This is a genomic window from Aeromonas sp. 159 (assembly GCF_963862045.1).
Taxonomy (GTDB): domain Bacteria; phylum Pseudomonadota; class Gammaproteobacteria; order Enterobacterales; family Aeromonadaceae; genus Aeromonas; species Aeromonas veronii.
In genome coordinates this window covers 1-20985 of the sequence record NZ_CAWLMI010000076.1, presented here as the reverse complement: position 1 = coordinate 20985, position 20985 = coordinate 1, and the positions used below count along the sequence as shown (strand labels likewise).

The 20985-nt window shown below is 59.4% G+C and carries 16 protein-coding genes and 1 other RNA gene; 7 read left to right on the top strand and 10 right to left on the bottom strand.

The annotated features are described in order from the left end of the window. The 4 genes from AACR14_RS13510 to smpB form a co-directional block, all read right to left on the bottom strand. The coding region (locus AACR14_RS13510; RefSeq protein ID WP_041201968.1) for an EAL domain-containing response regulator at positions 1–926 on the bottom strand (926 nt) is incomplete at its 3' end. Continuing rightward, the gene (locus AACR14_RS13505; RefSeq protein ID WP_019446548.1) at positions 919–5163 is read right to left on the bottom strand and encodes an ATP-binding protein; all 4245 of its coding nucleotides are present in this window, start codon (positions 5161–5163) and stop codon (positions 919–921) included. The genes AACR14_RS13505 and AACR14_RS13510, both read right to left, overlap by 8 nt. A 292-nt stretch (positions 5164–5455) precedes the next feature. Further along, positions 5456–5815, bottom strand: a transfer-messenger RNA (tmRNA) gene (gene ssrA, locus AACR14_RS13500). Between the two features lie 166 nt (positions 5816–5981). Further along, entirely contained in the window at positions 5982–6470 is a 489-nt protein-coding gene (gene smpB, locus AACR14_RS13495; RefSeq protein WP_005334498.1) for an SsrA-binding protein SmpB, read from the bottom strand. A 169-nt stretch (positions 6471–6639) separates the two neighbouring features. Here smpB and AACR14_RS13490 point away from each other — a divergent pair, with 169 nt between their 5' ends. Both AACR14_RS13490 and AACR14_RS13485 read left to right on the top strand, forming a co-directional pair. Then, positions 6640–7074, top strand: a complete 435-nt coding sequence (locus tag AACR14_RS13490; protein WP_005334496.1) for an SRPBCC family protein — start codon at positions 6640–6642, stop codon at positions 7072–7074. Continuing rightward, on the top strand, positions 7067–7414 hold the full coding sequence (locus AACR14_RS13485; protein ID WP_019446547.1) for an RnfH family protein: 348 nt from the start codon (positions 7067–7069) through the stop codon (positions 7412–7414). The genes AACR14_RS13490 and AACR14_RS13485 overlap by 8 nt, the downstream gene beginning before the upstream one ends. 81 nt (positions 7415–7495) lie before the next feature. Here the strand turns inward: AACR14_RS13485 and AACR14_RS13480 are convergent, their stop codons facing one another. Further along, complete coding sequence (locus tag AACR14_RS13480; protein ID WP_019446546.1) at positions 7496–8770, bottom strand: amidohydrolase; 1275 nt, start codon at positions 8768–8770, stop codon at positions 7496–7498. Between the two features lie 179 nt (positions 8771–8949). Beyond that, positions 8950–11406 (bottom strand): acyl-CoA dehydrogenase FadE, encoded by a 2457-nt coding sequence (fadE, locus tag AACR14_RS13475; protein WP_019446545.1) that lies wholly within the window; start codon positions 11404–11406, stop codon positions 8950–8952. A gap of 255 nt (positions 11407–11661) precedes the next feature. On the opposite strand from fadE, the gene lpcA reads away from it, so the two are divergent. The 3 genes from lpcA to AACR14_RS13460 all read left to right on the top strand — a co-directional run bounded on the left by lpcA (position 11662) and on the right by AACR14_RS13460 (position 13841). Further along, positions 11662–12240 (top strand): D-sedoheptulose 7-phosphate isomerase, encoded by a 579-nt coding sequence (gene lpcA, locus AACR14_RS13470; protein WP_005334485.1) that lies wholly within the window; start codon positions 11662–11664, stop codon positions 12238–12240. Positions 12241–12404: 164 nt separating this feature from the next. After that, complete coding sequence (locus tag AACR14_RS13465) at positions 12405–13214, top strand: class II glutamine amidotransferase (protein WP_019446544.1); 810 nt, start codon at positions 12405–12407, stop codon at positions 13212–13214. Between the two features lie 291 nt (positions 13215–13505). After that, positions 13506–13841 carry an Hpt domain-containing protein gene (locus AACR14_RS13460; RefSeq protein ID WP_019446543.1) on the top strand — a complete coding sequence of 112 codons (336 nt, stop codon included), beginning with the start codon at positions 13506–13508 and terminating at the stop codon, positions 13839–13841. Positions 13842–13880: 39 nt separating this feature from the next. On the opposite strand, the gene AACR14_RS13455 is transcribed toward AACR14_RS13460, so the two are convergent. Continuing rightward, positions 13881–14795, bottom strand: coding sequence for a gluconeogenesis factor YvcK family protein (locus AACR14_RS13455; RefSeq protein ID WP_019446542.1), 915 nt, complete (start codon positions 14793–14795; stop codon positions 13881–13883). A gap of 113 nt (positions 14796–14908) precedes the next feature. Here AACR14_RS13455 and AACR14_RS13450 point away from each other — a divergent pair, with 113 nt between their 5' ends. Both AACR14_RS13450 and AACR14_RS13445 read left to right on the top strand, forming a co-directional pair. Then, the gene (locus AACR14_RS13450; RefSeq protein WP_026035090.1) at positions 14909–16093 is read left to right on the top strand and encodes an FIST signal transduction protein; all 1185 of its coding nucleotides are present in this window, start codon (positions 14909–14911) and stop codon (positions 16091–16093) included. 36 nt (positions 16094–16129) lie between these two features. Further along, entirely contained in the window at positions 16130–18226 is a 2097-nt protein-coding gene (locus tag AACR14_RS13445; RefSeq protein ID WP_019446540.1) for a hybrid sensor histidine kinase/response regulator, read from the top strand. A gap of 249 nt (positions 18227–18475) precedes the next feature. On the opposite strand, the gene AACR14_RS13440 is transcribed toward AACR14_RS13445, so the two are convergent. The 3 genes from AACR14_RS13440 to AACR14_RS13430 all read right to left on the bottom strand — a co-directional run. Beyond that, on the bottom strand, positions 18476–19051 hold the full coding sequence (locus AACR14_RS13440) for an LON peptidase substrate-binding domain-containing protein (RefSeq protein ID WP_005334473.1): 576 nt from the start codon (positions 19049–19051) through the stop codon (positions 18476–18478). 103 nt (positions 19052–19154) lie between these two features. Beyond that, positions 19155–19793: a two-component system response regulator NarL gene (narL, locus tag AACR14_RS13435; protein ID WP_005334471.1), complete on the bottom strand. Its 639-nt coding sequence runs from the start codon at positions 19791–19793 to the stop codon at positions 19155–19157. Then, positions 19793–20985, bottom strand: a 1193-nt coding sequence (locus AACR14_RS13430) for a histidine kinase (RefSeq protein WP_019446539.1), incomplete at its 5' end; no start/stop codon positions are given. The genes narL and AACR14_RS13430, both read right to left, overlap by 1 nt.

The following is a 20985-nucleotide window of genomic DNA, read 5'->3' as shown; positions in this document are numbered from 1 at the left end:
GCCAGCTGCTGCATCGAGGAGTAGCCGGTACCGAAGTCATCGATGGAGAGGCCAAAGCCGTGCATCCGCAGTCGTGTCAGCACCTCCAGTGCCTTGCCGATATCCTCGACAAACGAGCTTTCGGTCACCTCCAGGGTGATCAGCTCGGGATTGACGCCCCAACGCTGGCACTGGTTGATCAGGAAGTGGCAGAGATCCCCCTCGATCAGCGAGGTGGTGGAGAGGTTCATCGACAGATTGAGGGAGAGACCGGTCTGTCCCCACAGATGGCAATCCTGCAGCGACTTGTTGATGATGACATCGGTCAGCTGATCGATAAGGCCGTTATTTTCCGCCAGCGGGATAAACATGCCGGGGGAGATCAGCCCGTATTCCGGATGCTGCCAGCGGGCCAGCGCCTCCATCCCCACCCACTGGCCGGACGCAAAGCCGACCTTGGGTTGATACCAGGGCAGCAACTGGTCGTTGTCGAGGGCGCGTTTGAGCTCGTCCACCGACAGGGCGAGGCCATCGTCCTTGCCCGAGGGAGCCGACTTTGGCGCCCAGGAGTCAATCAGCTGGCGCAGCCGCTGCGGGCTGGAGGGTTTCTCGATGCGACCCAGTACATGGAGACCATAGGCCGCGCTCATCCGCAGCACGGCCTCCACCACGTCATCTTCCAGCGCGCTGGAGAGGATGATGCCGCCCCGAAAGCCACCCAGCGAGAGGCGGCGCAGCAGCGCCATGCCATCCATGCCGGGCATCCGCAGATCGCAGAACAGGATGTCGACAGTGTGGCTCTGGCACAGCGCCAGGGCTTCGATGCCGTCTGCGGCCTCCAGCAGTTGCTGATAACCGAGCGCCCGGATCTGGTGCATCAGGGTCTTGCGTTGAAACCCGTGATCCTCGACCACCATGATGACCAACTCGTCTGCCGTTCTACTCATCGAGCCACAATCCCATTTCACGTTCAATATTGTTCATCTGTTCTTCCACTCTCTGTGTCAGCAGCGCGAGCTCGCTCAACTGTTTGAGGCGGGCCGCCGATTCCAGTTGCGCCGCCTGCTCGGCCAGGGAGAGCTCCCCGACCATTCTGGCTGCCCCTTTGATGCGGTGGGCGATCTCCACCAGCTCCTGGCTATCATCGGAGGAGAGCGCGCTCATCATAGCGTGGCAATCTTTCCGGTTGGAGGCCAGATACTCCCTTGCCATGCTTTTGGCAATCCCTTCATCGCCAAACAGATCTTGCCAGCGACCGATCATGTCGAGATTGATGGCCTGTCGTGCGGGCACTCTCTCTGTGATCGTAGTCGCGGGCAACCACCGCAGCAGCATCTGGCGCAGTGACTCCAGCGAATAGGGTTTGCACAGCATGCCGTTCATGCCGGCTGCCGTCATATTGGCTGCCGCCTCCTCCGAGGTATCGGCGGTGACGCCGATGATGGGGGCCTGCTCCCCTTGTTCCCGCAGGCGGCGGGTCAGGGTGTAGCCATCCATGTGCGGCATGTGGCAGTCGGTGATCAGCAAGGCGAAATTCCGGGTTTGCCAGGCGCGCAACGCCTTCTCGCCATCTTCCACTACCTCGCACTCCACCCCCAGAATCGCCAGCTGACGGGTCAGCAGGGCGCGATTGACCAGATGGTCATCGGCGACCAGTACTCGCCCGCCCAGTTTTTCGATGCTGGCGGCATGGGTGGTCACGGCTCGCCCGGTGATCAGTTCGCGGCAGCTTTCGACCAACAGATCCGGATAGAGGGGGGATTGGCCGAGGCGCCACCAGTTCTCCGAGCCCATGCGTCCCCGCAACGCTTCGCGGGAGGAGAGGATGACCCCCTTGAGAGTGCCGGACTGCAGCAAGGTGTGCCAATCGCTCCCCAGACTGGACTCCAGCGCGGCCTCTTCCGCCAACAGCAGTCCGTCGAGATCGGCGGTGAGCTGGTGGATATCGAGGGGGCTCAACCGGGCGCCGAGCCGTGCCATGGTGGCCTGCAAGGCGGCATCGCTACCCAGCCACCACCATTCGCTGCCCGCCAGTGCGGGTGGCTCCCACAGGCCATTGAGCAGCGGGATGCTGAAGCGGAAACAGGCCCCTTCACCGAGCTGGCTCTTGACCGTCAGGGTGCCGCCCATCTTCTTCACCAGCTGCTCACAGATGGCCAGGCCCAGACCGGTGCCACCAAAGCGGCGATTGATATCGGATTCCACCTGCTCGAACGGGGTAAAGAGCAGCGCTTGCTTCTCTTCGGCGATGCCGATGCCGGTATCCGTCACCGCGATAACCAGCTGCTGGTCGTGACAGCTGACCTGGATCGAAATGGCGCCCTGCTCAGTGAACTTCACCGCATTGTTGAGCAGATTGGAAACCACCTGGCCCACTCTGACCGGATCGATATCGGCCAGGTCGGGGAGTTGATCCTCCCACTGGAGCGTGACCTTCAGCCCCTTGCTGTAGGCCAGTGCGGCATGGCCGCGGATCACATCGCACACCACGGGTTGCAGACGGCAGGATTGGCGATTGAGGTGCAGCTGACCCGCCTCGATTTTGGAAAAGTCGAGGATATCGTTGACCAGATAGAGCAGGTGGTTGGCCGAGCTCTCCACATTGCGCAGCAGATAGCGCTGGTCATCATTGAGCTCGCTCATGCGCAGCAGCTCCAGCATGCCGTGCATGCCCGAGATGGGGGTTCTCAGCTCATGGCTCATGGTGGCCAGAAAAAGGCTGCGAGCCTGCATCGCCTGCTCGGCCGCGGCGCGCGCCTCACGCAGCTCATGCTCCTGTTGCTTGATGGCGGTGATGTCCTGCACCACGCCGTTGAGCAGGCGATCATGGCCCTGTTGCGCCACAAAGTTGCCGCGGATCTGGATATAGCGCTCCCCCTGAACAGAGGGCACCAGCACCTCCATATCGAGCGGCTCAAGGGTTTGCGCATGTTTGGCCACCTTATCGATAAAGGCTGCTAGAGCCTCGTCGTTCAAGCCGAGGATCATGCCGCCAGACTCGGCTGCCATCAACTCTTGGTGGGTCATCCCGAGAATGTCGCTGGCCCCTTGGGACAGATAGAGGAATTTCCCCTTGCCGGCCCCTTGCCAGAGATATTGATAAACCAGACCCGGCATGCTGTCGGTGATGTCCCGCAGCCTGCCCTCCACTTCTCGCACCTTGTTTTCGGCGGCCTTGAGGGCACTGACATCGGTCAATACCGTCAGCACCCCCTGAATCGCGCCGTCTGCTGCGCGATAGGGCAACTTGACGTAGACCACGTGAAGGGGAACATCCCCCTCGCGCTGGGTATAACCCGATCCTTGGAAGATCTCGCCGGTTTCCCAGACCGCACGCTCCTCGCGCAACATCTGTTGCCGCTCGTCCTCGGTCATATAGCCCCAGCGATCACCTTCTTCCCCATCACCGACAAACAGCTCGCGGTATGCCCGGTTGCTGAGGGTCAGGCGATGATCGCGATCCCGCAGCGCCACCATATTGGGCAGGGAGTCGAGCAGGGTCTGGATGAACACCAACTGTTCATTGAGCGTCTTCTCGGCCCGTTGTCGCTGCACGATCTCCCGTTTCAGGGTACGGTTCCAGGCCCAGAACAGGGTAAACAGCAGGGTGGCAGTTGCGCCGCCCATTGCGAACCAGAACAGCACTGTTTCGTTATTGATGCCGGTCTGCACGCTCATGGAGAGCCAGCGTCTCTCCACTTTATTGAGCTCCTCCGGCGGTATCGAATAGAGCACCTTGGTAAGGATCCGCTGCAGCATGGGATCTTTGCGCGTGGCCATGGCGACCGGCAGGCGCAAGTCTTTGCCGGCATAGACCACCTGATAGCGTTCGCTCACCCGCTTGTTGATGGATGGCAGGGTGACCATCACGTAGTCGGCATCGCCCGTGTCCAGCAGCTCCAGCAAGCGGTTGTCATTGTTGACCTCTACCGGATGGGCGCCGATGTGGGTCAGTAGATCTTTATCCAGCGAGCCATGCACCATGCCGACCCGTTGCCCTCGCAGCAGTGAGAGATCGGTGATATCGGCACTGCGTTTGGGGGCAATGACTACCCGATCGACAAACAGATAGCCGGGGGTGAACAGCGCAAACTGGCCGCGGTCGTGGTTGGGGGAGATGGCCGGAATAAAGTCGATCTGCCGCAGCTTCAGCATATTCTGGGTTTCACCCCAGCTATTGGTGCGAACCAGAGAGAACTTCAGCCCGGAGACTTGCTGCATCAGCGCCATCAGGTCCGCCACATAACCGACCAGCCTGCCCCGGTAATTGAATTCGCTCATGGAGGTCCAGTCCGGAGAGACGCCGTAAGTGAGCTCAGGATGCTGGTTGAGCCACTCCTGCTCCTCAGGGGTAAACTGCACAGACTTCACCGCTCCTGAGTCCGCATGTTGGCGAGTCGTGGTAGCTGCCAGCATATGACGACGATCTTCAACCGGTATCTCGTTGAATGCCTTGCTCACCAGGCTGACCAGTGCCGGGGCGCTCTTGTGCATATTGATGGAGAGAGACGTGCCGCTTACCCATTCCGGAGTGGCAATGGTGAAGCCAGCCTTGGGGTGCTGATCTTTCACCATCACCAGTGACGGCATGTCGGCAAGATAGGCGTCAGCCATGCGCTTTTTGAGCATAAAGGCTGCTTCGCTGCGACTCTCTGCCTCGGTCACACGGGGAAATCCCAGTTTTTTCAATTCACTGCAAGCATTGACTCCCGTGACACAGATCCAGTGCAAACCATGGGCATCCTGTCGTGACAACTTCGTTTTGCCATTGTTGAGCAGCACGCCGCGCGGCATGGAGAGCAAAAACGGGAGGGAGACAATATTGGATCGCCATTGTTCGCTTGGCTGGTCGTTCACCAGTATGTCGATTGCGCCGTGGTCAAGTCCGGACAGCGCATCCACGTAGGAGGGGTAAACCTTGTAGCGCAGGGTCAACCCGAGCGTTCTGGCAATCTGCTGCGCAATATCGGGGACTGGGCCGGTAAAGCGTTGATCTGCATCCTTATAGCTGTATGGAGGGTCACCCATCATCGGCATGCCGATGACCAACTCCTGGTGTGATGACAGCCAGGCGCGCTCAGACAGATCAAACTCGTCTTCATTCAGACTGGTAATGGCGTGCGCCGCCACGCCCCAGAGCAGTAGCAGGAGAAACAGGAATAGACGATCACATTGGCGGAGCATCAGAAGGAATCCAACAGAATTGGGCGCATATTGTAAGTGCATTAAAATGCAGCGGCCAACATCAATTTACTCAATATTGGGTCATGACATGCCAATGTGCGGCTGTGAGTCCGGCTAGTACTGGGATGGCAACCTGATGATAAAGCCTGCGCGGTGATGCGCCTGATTTTTTGCCAAAGGTTAGTTCAAGGGGGATATTGGAAAAAATCCAACCAGTTTGATATCGGTAAACAACATGGACATGGACAAATAAAAAGGGCCACCTCTTGCGAGGTGGCCCTTTCCAAACGTTTGGTGGAGCTGGGGGGATTTGAACCCCCGTCCAAAATTACTACATCCTTGGCACTACATGCTTAGTCACTCTTTACATTCGCCAACCCGCTGCGGAGAGACACGCCACGCATTGACTAGCTCGATTGGTTTTAATGCTTCCGCCCCGAGCAGGACTTCCACACGATCCTGTGAAGGATGACCTTCCGATTCCCTAGGACACAGGCAAGCTAGGGTAGAAGGGCTCTATGCAGGTTATTAAGCTGCTAGTGCGTAGTTTTCGTCGTTTGCGACTATTTTTTTGCGGTTTATTAACGAGGCCTACCGCACCTCGGCATGCACCTTGGGTTTCGTGAATCTTGTCGAATCCAGAATCAGCCCCAAGTTGTTAATTGCGATTGTACGCAAAAATGCTGTCATAGCAAGGCGTTGATACCCATTCCCTCTGGCAGCCAGTCTGTTTGCCGATTTATTGTACGCAGCTGAGCCTGAAGAGCCAGCTGCGCCGGGGGAAGGTGAACTGGCGTTCTGATCCTGCCAGTCGCAGGTTAGCCGCGATGCTTGTTCTTCATGATGCGAGCTTTTTCCCGATCCCATTCGCGGGCCTTGGTATCTTCGCGCTTGTCGTGCTCTTTCTTGCCCTTCACCAGGCCGATCTCGACCTTGACCCAGCACTGTTTCCAGTAGAGGGCGAGGGGAACTATGGTGTAGCCCTGACGGGCAATCAGGCTTTCGAGCTTGTCGAGTTCACGACGGCTCAGCAGCAGTTTGCGGGTGCGGGTCGGGTCACATACCACGTGGCTGGAGGCCGCTTGCAGTGGCAGGAAGCTGGAGCCGAACAGATAGGCCTCGCCATCGCGGAAGATGACATAGGCTTCGCTGATGTTGGCCTTGCCCGCCCGCAGGGATTTGACTTCCCACCCTTGCAGGGACAGACCCGCTTCGATCTTCTCTTCGATGAAGTATTCGTGGCGCGCGGTTCTGTTGAGTGCAATGGTGCTGGACCCGGCTTTGTTTTTACTGTTTTTTTTGCTCATGACGGGCGATTTCCGGCAATGACTAGGAGGCTCGTATTATACGTAGGCAGGGGCGGCTGTAAAACGCGCAGCAGGTCAAGTGGTGGCTTTCTGAGCGGTTTGGCTGAGGTTTTACCTCCACAACCCCAAACATGGTGATAAAATCGCGCCGATTGGATGAGGAAAAGCCATGCCCCGAATTACGCGCAGTGCCCTGGTGATGTTCAGTGCAGAACAGATGTTCAAGTTGGTTAACGATGTGGATGCCTATCCGCAGTTTTTGCCCGGCTGTGTTGGCAGCCGTGTCCACGAGGCGGGCGATGACTACATGATGGCGTCGGTCGATGTGGCCAAGGCGGGGATTGCCAAGACCTTTACCACCCGCAATCAGCTGGATGTGAACCGTCAGATCAGGATGGAGCTGGTGGATGGCCCGTTCCGCAAGCTGGCGGGCTGGTGGACCTTTACCCCGCTCGATGTCGACGCCTGCAAGGTGGAGTTTGATCTCGATTTCGAGTTTACCTCCAAGCTTATCGAGGTGGCCTTTGGTCAGGTATTCCGCGATCTGGTGAGCTCCATGGTCTCCGCCTTCTCCAACCGGGCGAAGGAGGTCTACGGTGTCTGACCAGCTCAATATCGAGGTTGTCTATGCCTTGCCGCAGCAGCAGACGGTGATTGCCCTGCGGGTGGCGCCCGAGACCTGCGTGCAGGCGGCCATCGAGCAGTCCGGCATCGTACAAAAACACCCCGAGATCGATCTGGCGGTCAACAAGTTCGGTATCTACAGCCGCCCGGTGAAAGGGAGCGAGCCGCTGCACGACGGCGATCGTATCGAGATCTACCGCCCGCTCATCGCCGATCCCCGCGAGATGCGCAAAAAGCGGGCCGAGAAGGCCAAAGAGGAGGGGAGAGCCGATAGCGTGACCGGTGGTCGCCCCGATGTGCATCGCAAGCACCGCGAGTAGCGCTCAGGTTTTTCTTGCAGAAAAAAGGCGCCGAGGCGCCTTTTTTTGATCCCGTTAGCCGGTGAGCTTGCCGAGGGGATATCAAGAGAGGGCTGCTTCTGCCACACCCAGTCGGGCACGGGCCCAGGCGGCCAGTAGCTCTACCCCGCTTTGCATCACCCGCTCATCGAAATCGAATTCGTTGTGATGGTGTGGTGCCGCCAGATCAGCCCCCAGAATGAGGTAAGCCGCTTCGCCCCCCTGTTTTTGCACCCGCTCCATCAGAAAACCGGCATCTTCGCTGGCGCCAAAGCGGCGAGTCTGGATGGTGGCGAGCCCCTGCTTGCGGGCCAGCGCCGCCAGCTCGGCCTGCAGCGCCGGGCTGTTGTCGAGGGCAATGGCCTCACCCTGCTTGATGATGCGATAGGTGACACCGTGGGCGAGGGCAGTCCCTTCGACGATGCGCTGTACCTGACTGAACATGTAGTCGTTGAGCGCGCTGTCGGCGCCGCGGGTCTCACCGCGCAGCTCGGCATGATCGGGGATGACGTTGCGGCCGCTGCCAGCGTGAAGCTGGCCGACGTTGATGCGGGTCATGCCGTCGCGGTGGCGGGGAATGCCGAGCATGGCGGTGGTGGCCATGCAGGCGGCTGCCAGCGCATTGCTGCCGGCGTTGGGTTCGAGTCCCGCGTGGGCGGCGGTGCCCATAAAGTGGACGTCGAACTTGGTGGAGCAGAGAAATTCGGTGGGATTGATCACCAGCTCGCCGCTGCCAGCGTGAATACCGATATGGAGCGAGAGCAGGGCATCCACGTCATCGAGTGCGCCACCGGCAGCCAGCGCCTTGCCACCACGACACCCCTCTTCGGCGGGTTGGAAGAAGAGCTTGATGCGACCGCACAGCTGCTCCTTGATCGCCATCAGCTGGCTGGCCAGCCCCATGCCGATGGCGGTGTGGCCATCGTGGGCGCAGGCGTGCATCCACCCCTTGTTGTGGGAGGCAAAACCCTGCTGCTGCGGTTGGTGTTGTTCAGCATCGGACTCTTCCACCTCCACCGCGTCGATATCGAAGCGAAAGGCCAGGGTCGGACCGGGACGGCCGGTATCCAGCTCTCCCATCAGGCCAGTGACATCGCCGATCCGCTCCAGCCAGTCGGGATGGGCTCCCTGACGACGGGCGCGAGCCTTCTCGGCCGCCACATCCACATCACGCCCCATCATCAGATTGCTGGCCAGCAGTTTGTCGCCGAGCACGATGCGATAACCGAGCTCGCTCAGGTGGTGGGCAATCAGGCTGGTGGTGCGAAACTCTTTCCAGGCGGCTTCCGGCAGGCGGTGCAGGTCGCGGCGCCACAGGATCAGGTGCTCAAGGGTCATCTTGGCTTCCTTGGTGATTCGATTTGTCGGCTATTGTGCCTTTTTTCCTAGCTGACCACACGGGGCCCGCAGCTGGTCGGGGGAGCTGTGAGTGCAAGTGGTGGCTGTTCGGGCCGTGAATAGTGGTGAGCGCCCATAAAAAACGCCTCCACAAGGGAGGCGTTGTCGATAGCTGGTTATCAGGCCGCGTGATGGTAAGCGGAGGCTTCAAACAGCTTCTTGTTGGCCACCAGATCGATGGGGTCAAAATCATCGACGTTGATGGTGCGCAGGCGACTTACCTCGGCGCGGCGCAGCAGCTCCGCTTCGCTCTGGGTCAGTACGCCAGCGGCCAGGCCAATGTCGGCCACCTTGTCCAGCGCCATGAAGGGACGCTTGATACCATCGCTCTTGCAGACTTTCTCGAACAGCGGCTCGGCGGCCAGCACGTCATCGAGCGCCTGCTCCAGCAGACCGAAGGGGTTGCCCTCTTCGCGGGTCAGATACTGCCCCTTGGCCAGGCGACTACGGGTCTCGCTCGGGGTTTGCAGCAGACGGGCCACTTGTTGGTCCAGCTTGTCGCATGGACGGTTCAGGTCACGACCCAGCGGCAGCACCACGGCGCGCAGGGCAAGACCAATCCAGCGGTTCGGGAAGTTGCGCAGTAGCTCGTCGATCGCCTCTTGTGCCTTGAACATGGCATCTTGCAGTGCCCAGTGCAGCAGTGGCAGGTCGGCCTGCTGGCGTCCCTCATCCTGATAGCGCTTGAGGGCGCTTGAGGCCAGATAGAGCTGGCTCAGCACGTCGCCAAGACGGGCGGAGACCCGCTCCTTGCGCTTGAGCTCGCCACCCAGGGTGCCCATCGCCATGTCTGACAGGAACGCCAGGTTGGCCGAGAGGCGGGAGAGCTGCTGGTAGTAGCCCTTGGTCTGATCCTTGTAAGGGGCCGCGGCAAAGCGGGCGCCGGTGATACCGAGCCAGAAGCTGCGTACCAGGTTGCTGATGGCAAAGCCGACGTGGCTGAATACCGCCTTGTCGAAATCCTTCAGCGCCTGCTCCTTGTCGGGGTGGCTGGCGGCCAGCATCTCCGGCAGTACATACGGGTGGCAACGGATGGCGCCCTGACCGTAGATGATCATGCTGCGGGTCAGGATGTTGGCCCCTTCTACCGTAACGGCGATGGGGGCACCCTGATAGCCACGGGCCAGATAGTTGTTGGGGCCCATGCAGATGGCTTTGCCGCCGTGGATATCCATGGCATCGATGATGCACTTCTGGGCCCGGTCGGTGAGGTGGTATTTGACGATGGCGGAGATGACCGAGGGCTTCTCGCCAAGGTCGATACCGGTCACGGTCAGGTTGGCTGCGGCGCCCATGATGTAGGCGTTGCCGCCGATGCGGGCCAGCGGCTCTTCAATCCCTTCCATCTTGCCGATGGGCAGCTTGAACTGGCGACGGATGCGGCTGTAGGCACCGCTCGCCAGGGCCAGCATCTTGACGCCGCCAGTGCTGTTGGAGGGCAAGGTTATGCCGCGACCGACCGACAGACACTCGACCAGCATGCGCCAGCCCTGACCGGCCATGGCCGGGCCACCGATGATGAAATCGAGCGGGACGAACACATCCTTGCCCTGGGTCGGGCCGTTCTGGAACGGCACGTTGAGCGGGAAGTGGCGACGGCCGATGCCGACACCCTTGATGTGAGTCGGGATCAGCGCGCAGGTGATGCCGAGCTCTTCCTCTTCACCCAGCAGGTGTTCCGGATCACGCAGTTTGAAGGCGAGACCCAAGACGGTGGCGATAGGGGCGAGCGTGATATAGCGCTTGTTCCAGGTGAGGCGCATACCGAGCACCTCTTTCCCTTCCCACTCGCCCTTGCAGACGATACCGAAGTCGGGGATGGAACCTGCGTCAGAACCCGCTTCCGGGCTGGTCAGGGCGAAGCAGGGGATCTCTTTACCTACCGCCAGGCGGGGCAGGTAGTAATCCTTCTGCGCGTCAGTGCCGTAGTGCTGCAGCAGTTCGCCCGGGCCCAGCGAGTTGGGTACGCCGACGGTGGAGGCGAGCACGGCGCTGGCACCGCACAGTTTTTGCAGGACGCAGGACTGGGCGTAGGCCGAGAACTCCAGACCGCCATATTTCTTCTTGATGATCATGGCGAAGAACTTGTTGTCCTTCAGGTATTGCCACACCTCGGGGGAGAGATCCGCGCGCTCGTGGGTCACTTCCCAGTCGCTCACCATGCGGCACACTTCCTCGACCGGACCATCCATAAAGGCCTGCTCTTCGGCAGAGAGGGTGCTGACCGGGATGGCGTGCAGCTTTTTCCAGTCCGGGTTGCCCGCGAACAGATCGGCTTCCCACCAGGTGGTGCCCGCTTCAATCGCCTCTTTCTCGGTGCGGGACATCTCCGGCATGATCGATTTGTAGATCTTGAACAGCGGCTTGGTTATTTGATTGCGGCGAAATTCCACCAGATTGAGCGGGATGGCGATCACCGCGAACAGCGCCCATACCAGCAAGGGCACATGACCATAGATGGCGCCAAGCACCAGGGCGGCGCCGGTGACCAGGGTGGAGATGAACAGGGATGCCCGGCGATAGGCCAGGGCTCCGATAACCAGGATCACCCCGAGCAGAGTGAGGGTCGTCGTCATTGCTTGCTCCTTGCGTGGTTAGGTTGCCAACGTGGCGTAACTGATCCAGAGGTCTGACCTGTTGGATATGGCCCCTGTTGTAATTCATACGCACAAAGTTATCAAGCTGTTTACATCTTCATTACCTTCTCTCTGTGATCCCTATAACGCTCACGCGCCGCCAGCACTGTGGCTCGCAGGGGGGCGACTGTGCGATTCGCTTGTGCGAGAATAGCCGCGATCTACACGCACACTAAAAACAGTGGAAGAGACATCATGTACCAAGAATTGATCCGCAATGAACTGACCGAAGCTGCCAGCGTGCTGCAGGCCTTCCTGGCTGATGAGCAGAACCTGAAAAACATCGAAGCGGCCGCCAAACTGCTGGCTGACTCTTTCAAGGAAGAGGGCAAGGTGCTCTCCTGTGGCAACGGTGGCTCCCACTGTGACGCCATGCACTTCGCCGAAGAGCTGACCGGTCGTTACCGCGAGAACCGCCCGGGTTATGCCGGTATCGCCATCTCAGATCCGAGCCACCTCTCCTGCGTCTCCAACGACTTTGGCTATGACTATGTCTTCTCCCGCTATGTGGAAGCGGTCGGCCGCCGTGGCGACGTGTTGCTCGGCATCTCCACCAGCGGCAACTCCGGCAATATCCTGAAAGCCATCGAGGCTGCCCGCGCCAAAGGCATGAAAGTGATCGCCCTGACCGGCAAGGATGGCGGCAAGATGGCGGGTCTGGCGGATGTCGAGATCCGCGTGCCGCACTTTGGCTATGCCGACCGTATTCAGGAAGTGCACATCAAGGTTATCCACATCCTGATCCAGCTGGTCGAAAAAGAGATGGCCAAGTAATCAGGCCATCGTCACCAGACAAGGGCAACGCCGGTAGCATGGTTCGCCATCTGCCGGTTGTTGCCAGTCACAGGGGAAGGGATTGCGCCTTCCCCTGCTGTCTGTCGAACCAGCGTGCTGGTCGAACATGACACAAGCCAAATCATGAAAGGAGTCTGCCGGATATGTGCGAACTGCTCGGCATGAGTGCTAATGTGCCGACCGATATCTGCTTCAGCTTTACCGGGTTGATGCTGCGCGGCGGCAAGACCGGGCCCCACAAGGATGGCTGGGGGATCACCTTCTACGAGGGGAAGGGCTTTCGCACCTTCAAGGATCCCGAGCCCAGCGCCCAATCTCCCATCGCCAGACTGGTACAGGCGCTGCCCATCAAGAGCTGCGCCGTGGTCAGCCACATTCGGCAGGCCAATCGTGGTTGCGTGTCACTGGAAAATACCCACCCCTTTACCCGTGAGCTGTGGGGCCGTTACTGGACCTTCGCCCACAACGGTCAGCTCACCGGTTACAAGAAGCTGCCAACCGGTCGCCACCGGCCGGTGGGGGATACCGACAGCGAGCACGCCTTCTGCTGGCTGCTCGATCGGCTGGAGCAAAAATATCCCAAGCGTCCGGCAAACTTTCCCGCCATGTTTCGCTATCTCGCCACCCTGTGTGACGAGCTCAGAGCATTCGGGGTGTTCAACATGCTGCTCTCGGACGGGGAGTATGTGATGAGCTACTGCAGCAACAACCTGCACTGGCTGACTCGCTGTGCGCCCTTTGGCGAGGCGAGCCTGCTGGATGAGGAGGTGGTGATCGACTTTCAAAGCGAGACCACCCCCAACGATGTGGTGACCCTGATCACCACCCGTCCGCTGACCGGCAATGAGAATTGGGTCAAAATGGCGCCCGGCGAATTCAATCTGTTTCGCATGGGGGAGCGGGTGGCGACCAACCAGGTCGCGCTTGAGCAAGATAAAAAAATACCAGGGTAGATACCTACCCTGGTTCTTCGCAGCAGCCATAAAAGGCAAAAGGGATGAGAGGTGTTGCTGAGCATCATCACTCTGACAGCATTGAGTGTTGATCAATTGTTAATTTGTGGCAATCAAGTTGTTGTCTTGACGGGCGTTTCAGCATCGCTATTTCGATACTGATCACATTTTTTGCCACTTTATTCCCTGAGCCATCCAACCGGGTGCTTCATCACTGCCTGGTCGTGAGCCACGACATCGAAAACTATCTATAGTATGGTCTGTTTGAATACCGTTCTGGAGGAGCCTCGCATGGAGTGGGTGGATCGTAAGGTGTTGCAGCAGCTGGCAGAGGATATCGGTCCGGATATGCTGCCCGTGGTCATCGCAGTCTTTATTGAAGAGGTGGGCGAGCAGCTGAGTCAGCTCAGACCCCTCTATGAACAGGGAGAGTGGGAGGCGCTGGCTCGGGTGGCTCACAGCATGAAATCATCCTGTGGCAGCTATGGCGCCATACCGAGTTATCAGCAGGTGATGGCGCTGGAGATGGCCAGCAAGCAGGCCGATGTGGCTGAGGCAGAGCGCCAGTTGCAACTGCTGGAGGCCTCCTTGCCCCAGGTGCTCGCGTTTCTTGCCGATTATCAGTAACGGCGCCATGCAGGGATGCCGTGGCGCCGTGACCGTTGCCTAACGCTGGTTGAGCAGTTGCTGGATGATCCGGTCCAGCGCCAGTTTCAGCTTCAATCGATCGTGCCGATGCGGCAGCTCAAGCTCGCCCAGCTCGGCTTCGATCACTCGCCCTTGCCAGTCCCCCGCATCACTCGCGCCCTGTGGGGCCAGGATGGCATCCAGCCGACCCTGACCGACCCGGGACTCCAGCCAGCGACACTGACTCATCAGATCCAGCTGACTGGCAGGGCCGTTTTCCGCCACCAGATTGCAGACGAAAACCAGCATGGCGCTGCTCTCGTTGATGGCCTGGGCGATCTCGGCCAGCAGCAATGGCGGCATGATGGAGGTGAGGAAACTGCCCGGCCCCAGAATGATCATGTCCGCCTGCTGCAATGCCAGCACCGCTTCCCGGGTCGCTTGCACTTCCGGCATCAGGCCGAGGGAGAGAGGCGGTGTTGCCAGTTGATCGATGGATACCTCTCCCAGGATCTGGGTGCCACACTCCATATGGGCGCAGAGATCGGTGGGAAATTCAGACATGGGTAGCAATTGTGACTCGATTTTGAGCATGTCACTGATCAGCTTGATAGCATCAAGAGGACGGACACAGAGATTATCGAGCGCCAGCAGCATCAGGTTGCCAAGGTTGTGGCCCGCCAGCTCGCCTTTGCCGGCGAAGCGGTACTCGAACAACAGGCTGCCGATGCTGGGATCGGTCACCAGCTGGTTCAGGCAGTTGCGCAGATCGCCCCAGGCGATGCACTCCTGACTCTTGCGCAGGCGTCCGGTCGAGCCACCATCATCTGTGGTGGTGACGATGCCGGTGAGCCGTTGACCGAGAAACGAGAGGGACGAAAGCACTCGTCCCATGCCGTGGCCACCACCGATGGCAACGACCCGATCGAAGTCATTGATGTTTTTTTGCCACATATGGGCGTCCTGTCATTGGTCTCAGTTGACCGCTATGTTAGCAAGCGAAGCGAGATAATTGTTTGATAAAGGTATGATTTTTGCTTGAGGCTGCCATTCGATAAAACAAGGAGATGGTGTTGAAATTTCTGACCGTTCACTCCCTTGCCCAGAGTTCATCGCTGGCGGCCCAAGATATCTGCGCGCAGCTGCGCCACCATGCCGATCAGGCCCCCTCCCTGCTGTTACTCTATTTTACCCAAGCCCATGAGGGGGCGATACTGCGCGACGCGCTCAAACGCCAGTTCCCGACGACCCGCTTGCTTGGGTGCAGCTCTTGCGGTGGTGTCATGACCGAGATGGGACACCACGCCCGAGACGGATATGGGCTGGCCGTTGCTGCCCTGTACGATGAGAAAGGGGCCTTCGGGGTAGCCGGTGCCAGCGGTGACGGGGTGGATGTGCGGCAGTTGCTGCGCCGAGCCATGAGCGACTGTGGTCGACCAGGCGAGCTGCCCCAGCTGATCCTGTTTCACGCCAGTCCCGGCAAGGAGGAGGGGTTGCTGGCAGGAATCGAGGCCGAACTCGGTGCCTCGGTGCCGGTGGTCGGTGGATCCGCGGCTGATAGTAGCGTCAGCGGTGACTGGCAGCTCTGCTGGGATGAGGCGGTGGCTCAGGATGGCATCGGTCTGGCGGTGCTCTATCCCGATTGCCAGCTCGCTTTTCAGTTTCACTCCGGTTATGTGCCTGCCGAATTCAGCGGCGAGATCACCGCCTGCAACGGGCGGGAGGTACTCACCATCGATCACCAGCCTGCCGCCGAGGTCTATGCCCGCTGGTGCGGGCGCGAGCAGCCCTGGCCGGTAGGGGCGATTTTGCGGGAGACCACGCTCACCCCGCTGGCCCGTCAGGTGGGAGCGCTGGATGGCATTCCTTACTACAAACTCTCTCACCCCGAAGCGGTGACCGAACAGGGCGGGCTGCGGCTCTTTACCGATGTGGATCAAGGGGAGCGTCTGCTGTTGATGTACAGCAGTCAGGAAGGGTTGTTGCAGCGCAGCCTCAATGCCATGCGCGTTGAGCCAGGGTATGGGGTCGATGTGGAATTGCAGCCTATCGGCGCGCTCATCATCTTTTGTGCTGGTTGCCGTTTGGCGCTAGGTGATATGTTGTGCCAATTTGTCGAGCAGAGCCAGGCTCGTCTCGGCAAGATCCCCTTTATCACCCCCTTTACCTTCGGCGAGCAGGGGCGGCTGCCCAATGGCGAGCTGGCCCACGGCAACCTGATGGTATCTAGCGTGATTTTCCTGACCCGTTGAGTCGGCAGAACATAACAGAGCAGAGCAGGCAACAAGATGATTGGCAACAGTGAACTGGAAGCCCTCGGCGACAAATTGCAGACCACGCTGGTCGACCTTATGCGTTGCCGCGAGCGCGAGGCCAAGTATCGTCACGAGTCCCAGACCCTGCTGGGCGGGGTTGCCACCCTCGCCGATGCCAAGACGCTGGAGCAGGTACTGGAGAGCCTTATCCAGGTGCTCAAACCCTTTATCGGCTTTGAACACGCGGATGTAGTGGCCTGGGAAGGGGAGCAGGGGAGTACCCACCTCAGTACCGAGCCTATGCTCTCTGCCCGCAGCTGGCGCATGACCCCGGCATTTGCCCGCGCCATCTCGGGTGAAACCCTGGTGATTTACGATCCCGCCCAGCTGCCTGAGCTTGCGCCGCTGGCGAGCGAGCCGGGCTGGGCCAGCGTGATGCTGACCGGGCTGCAGGCCCCCGGTTTTACCGCCACCCTCATCTGCCGCCACGCTCGGGCGGGCACCTTCGATCTCACCAGCAAGGCCGCCATGGAGCGTTGCCGTCCTCTTATCGCCCAGGCGCTGGTCAACATCACCTATCGGGCCCGCTTGCAGGAGCAGGTCGCGGTAAAAACCGAGGCGCTGCAGGCCAGCGAACGCCGTTTTCGCAGCTTCGCCGCCATGGCTTCTGACTGGTTCTGGGAGACAGATGCCGAGCATCGCCTCAGTTACGCCTCTGAGCCGGGTTATCTGGATGAGATGACCCCGCAGGCGACCCGGCCGACCCTCTATGACTACGTCTGCAACAAGCAAAGCTGCGATGCCCAGAAATACCTGCAGCTTTTGGCGCTGCGCCAGCCGGTGCGAGGGGTACGGATGCAGGTTGCGCTGCAACACGGCCCCTGCTGGATGGAAGTGAGCGCCGAGCCCTGTTTTGACCATGATGGCCTGTTTATTGGTTATCGCGGCACTGCCCGGGATATCAGCAACCAGATCCGTAGGGAAGAGGAGCTGGCGCGGGCTCGGGATGAGGCCGAAGCGGCCAACCGTGCCAAGTCCCAGTTTCTAGCCATGATGACCCACGAGATCCGCTCGCCCATGAATGCGGTGTTGGGGATGCTCGATCTGGTGCAGCATGCCGAGCTAGCGCCGGAGCAACAGAGCCTGCTGCGCCATGCCACCCACTCGGCCAGATTGCTGCAAACCATCATCGACGACGTGCTCGATTTTTCGAAAATTGAGTCGCAAACCCTGGTGTTTCACTGCGAGACCCTGCAACCCGTCCAGCTTTGCCAATCTCTGGTCGAGCCGCTGCAAGCTCGCGCGACCGCCAAGGGGATTGCGCTGGTTTATCGGGTCGATGAGTCGGTACCCCGGGAGTTACAGGGGGATCCGATGCGTTTGTCACAGGTGATGGGCAATCTGCTGGACAACGCCCTCAAGTTTACCGAGCAGGGGCAGGTGACACTGCACCTGGGTTGGCAGGATGAGAAGCTGCTTATCTCGGTCTCCGACACCGGGATCGGGATCGCCGATGCGGATCAGGCGCTGCTGTTTGAACCCTTCTCCCAGGTCGACAACTCGGCCACCCGGCGTTTTTCCGGTACCGGCCTGGGTCTTGCCATCAGCAAGCGTCTGGTTACCCTGATGGGAGGTGAGATCCACCTGAAGAGCGAGCCGGGTAAGGGAAGCTGTTTCTGGTTCGAACTGCCCGGCATGGCGCTACCCTGCCATAGTCAGCCGCAGCGGGAGGAGGGGGCTTCGGCACTGCTGCCACTGGATGTGCTGGTGGTGGAGGACAGCCCGGTAAATCAGCTGGTGGTATCGCTGATGCTGCAAAAACTGGTGGGCAAGGTACGGCTGGCTGCCAATGGTCTGGAGGCGCTGGCGCAGGTGGATGAGCAGCTCCCGGATCTGATCCTGATGGATATGCGGATGCCCCTGATGGACGGATTGGAAGCGACCCGACGCTTGCGTGAGTTGGGATGCACCATGCCTATCGTCGCCCTGACGGCCAATGCGATGGCGGAGGACAAGGCGTGCTGTCTGGCGCAGGGGATGGATGACTTTCTCGCCAAGCCCATCACCTTGTCACGGTTGAGAGAGTGTTTGCAGCGTCACTTTGGTCAGCGGTTGCCGACGCGCGGATAAAAAAAATGGTCAACTTTGTGGGTTGACCAGTTCTTCAGCAAATACTGAAGAGAGCACGGGATAAATCGGGTTGTATCAATCTATATGAAAAATCTGTGCCAACTTTTTTGGGACTCTTTTGTGTTCAATTTTGGCCGTTTAGCGCAGCGGCTCTCTCTTGGTATGGTGTTTTGCGTTCCTACTTACTCGCAAAATGCGAATTTCACATTTTCATTGTTGGAATAATTGCATTTTGCAATGCTGTTTTTGTCATTGTGAAATCAGGCGATGCAGAAATTTACGGGCCGCTTCGCTGTTTTGTTTGGCAATCAGCATCTGCTTTTCATAAATCGGCATCGGCAATATCTCGAGCCAGCGCTGGCAGAGCCAGGCGGCATCTTCAAAACGCTTGTCCGGATAGAGCTCATCAAGCTCCGGATACTGCTCGAACACTTCCCGCAGGCGATTGACCAGCAGCTTGTCGTTGAAATCTGAGTGGGTGCTCGGCCAGTTGGGCAGCATCTCCACCTTGGCCCGGCGCAGGCCCATCTCGTCTGTTTCCATCTCGTGGATGCAGAAGCGCTCCAGTCCCAGCACCGTCACACCCAGCAGACCATCATTGAGGGTGTAGAAGTCTGTCACCTTGACCCGGGTGCCCACCGGCAGAATGCGGCCGGATTGTCCCGAGGTGGTCGACTCTTCCATCACGATGCCAAAGCCCTGATCGTTGATGAATGACTCCTTGAGCATCTGCAGGTGGCGTGGCTCGAACAGACGCAGAGGAAGCTTGCCGCCCGGCAGTATGTGGGAAGGCAAGGGGAACAGTGCCAAAGGTTGTAGTTTCATGTTCCATCCTCCATTGAGTAGTTGCTGAATATGACAATGCAGCGACTGTGCCAGAGAATGAAAAAAGCCACCGGAGGGTGGCTTTTCGGACGGTTGAGGGCGCTTAGTTGCGCTGCTCCAGATACATGACAGCCGCTTCCACGCGGCTTTGCGCCTCGAGTTTCTTCAGCAGGCTCTTCACGTGAACCTTGACCGTTCCCTCGGAGATATGGAGTACCGAGGCGACCTGTTTGTTGGAGAGGCCTTTTGCAATTTCGCGCAGGATTTGCATTTCGCGACGCGTTAAGCTTTCCAGCTTCTGCTGCAGGTGATCCAGCTCGTAGATGTTTTCGAGATAGGGGCGCAGCGGTTCGCTCAGGATCTGCTTGCCGGTCATCACGTCGGCCAGCTGGGCCAGCAGCAGATCAGGCTCGGTATCCTTGAGCAGGTAGCCGTCGGCACCCGCCTTGAGCAAAGCAACCACATCCTGACGGGCATCGGAGACGGTGAGGATCACCACCCGGGAGGTGATCTCTTCGGCCCGTAGCGCCTTGAGGGTATCGAGGCCGGAGAGCCCCTTCATGTTGAGGTCGAGCAGGATCAGGTCCGGCTCTGATTCTTTGGCCAGCGCCACGGCATCTGTGCCGTTGGAGGCTTCACCGGTCACCTCCATGTTCTCTTCCAGAGCCAGCAACTGCACAATCCCTTTGCGCATGAGGGGATGGTCATCTACGACCAGAACTGTGTATTTCATCTCGTCCATCAGGCGTCTCTCGCTAGACTGGTGGGAAAGGTCAGATGCACGCAGGTGCCTTGTGGTTGCTGCTCGTTGATGGTCAGCAGACCGTGCAGTTTGCTGGCGCGCTCGTTCATGATGCTCAACCCGTAATGGTTGATCGCCGAGCTGGCGAGTCCGATCCCGACACCGTCATCTGAAATCTGAACCTCAATGTTACCACTGGCGAGGGTCTCACAGCTAACATCAATCACTTGCGCGTTGGCATGTTTGATGGCATTGAGCACTGCCTCACGGATCAGCTGCAAAATGTGGATATGCTGGCCCGCCTCCAGGTCGTTGTCGGCCAGTCCGTAATGGAACCGGATTTCGGCTTGGGTCTGAGGTTGCAGTTGATCAAGCATGACGCGGATCGCTTCCCCCAGATTGGCATCGCCAATGGTGAGACGGAAGGTACCGAGCAGTTCGCGCAACTGGGTATAGGCATTGCTAAGCCCCTCGTCGATCTGCTGCATCGCTTCCTGCGCCTTGTCATGCTGCCCCTTGGCGTAAGAGCGCTTGAGCAGGGTGGACTGGATCTTGAGATAGGAGAGGGCCTGCGCCAGCGAGTCGTGCAGCTCCCGGGCGATCACCGCCCGCTCCTCCATCAGCAGCAGTCGCTGCTGTTGCAGCAGGGTCTGGTCTTTGTGCAGCACCTGAGCCAGCAGCATGGTGAAGTTCTTGATCAACCGCTCATCGATGGGGTGCTGGCTGATGATGTCGAGGCGGCCGAACTCCTGCTCATCCATCTGCAGATAAAAGCTGGCCACCGCATCGAGATCGCCGGGCCAGCCGGTGCGCCCCGAGATGTAGACCGGCATGGCGTTGTGCTCGAAGCGGGTCAGCCGGATGTGGTCGATATGCTGGTGGGCGGCGGCGCGGTCCAGCAGTTTGATAAGGGTACGGGTGCTGAGCGGGGCAGCGTGCAGCTTCTGGGCGGTCGAGTAGAGAAACGAGAGTGTGTCGTTGGCCTGTTGCAGCTTGGCGGTTTTCTCTTCCACCTTGTTTTCCAGCTCCCGATAGAGCTTGCCCAGCTCGTCGGCCATGGTGACGAAGGCGCGAGACAGTTCCCCCAGCTCGTTTTCGCCGTGGGCGGGCAGCTTAAGATCGAAATCCTGCCGCTGGATCTGGCGGGCGCAGTAGACCAGCTGGTTGAGGGGGGCGACCACCTGCTGGCGGG

What these genes read in the sequence shown, in the direction of transcription:
- AACR14_RS13505 (WP_019446548.1), bottom strand. Translation starts at nt 5,163, where the DNA reads ATGCTCCGCCAATGTGATCGTCTATTCCTGTTTCTCCTGCTACTGCTC.
- AACR14_RS13450 (WP_026035090.1), top strand. Translation starts at nt 14,909, where the DNA reads ATGGTGTTGAAATTTCTGACCGTTCACTCCCTTGCCCAGAGTTCATCG.
- AACR14_RS13490 (WP_005334496.1), top strand. Translation starts at nt 6,640, where the DNA reads ATGCCCCGAATTACGCGCAGTGCCCTGGTGATGTTCAGTGCAGAACAG.
- AACR14_RS13465 (WP_019446544.1), top strand. Translation starts at nt 12,405, where the DNA reads ATGTGCGAACTGCTCGGCATGAGTGCTAATGTGCCGACCGATATCTGC.
- smpB (WP_005334498.1), bottom strand. Translation starts at nt 6,470, where the DNA reads ATGAGCAAAAAAAACAGTAAAAACAAAGCCGGGTCCAGCACCATTGCA.
- AACR14_RS13445 (WP_019446540.1), top strand. Translation starts at nt 16,130, where the DNA reads ATGATTGGCAACAGTGAACTGGAAGCCCTCGGCGACAAATTGCAGACC.
- AACR14_RS13480 (WP_019446546.1), bottom strand. Translation starts at nt 8,770, where the DNA reads ATGACCCTTGAGCACCTGATCCTGTGGCGCCGCGACCTGCACCGCCTG.
- AACR14_RS13455 (WP_019446542.1), bottom strand. Translation starts at nt 14,795, where the DNA reads ATGTGGCAAAAAAACATCAATGACTTCGATCGGGTCGTTGCCATCGGT.
- lpcA (WP_005334485.1), top strand. Translation starts at nt 11,662, where the DNA reads ATGTACCAAGAATTGATCCGCAATGAACTGACCGAAGCTGCCAGCGTG.
- fadE (WP_019446545.1), bottom strand. Translation starts at nt 11,406, where the DNA reads ATGACGACGACCCTCACTCTGCTCGGGGTGATCCTGGTTATCGGAGCC.
- AACR14_RS13460 (WP_019446543.1), top strand. Translation starts at nt 13,506, where the DNA reads ATGGAGTGGGTGGATCGTAAGGTGTTGCAGCAGCTGGCAGAGGATATC.
- AACR14_RS13440 (WP_005334473.1), bottom strand. Translation starts at nt 19,051, where the DNA reads ATGAAACTACAACCTTTGGCACTGTTCCCCTTGCCTTCCCACATACTG.
- narL (WP_005334471.1), bottom strand. Translation starts at nt 19,793, where the DNA reads ATGGACGAGATGAAATACACAGTTCTGGTCGTAGATGACCATCCCCTC.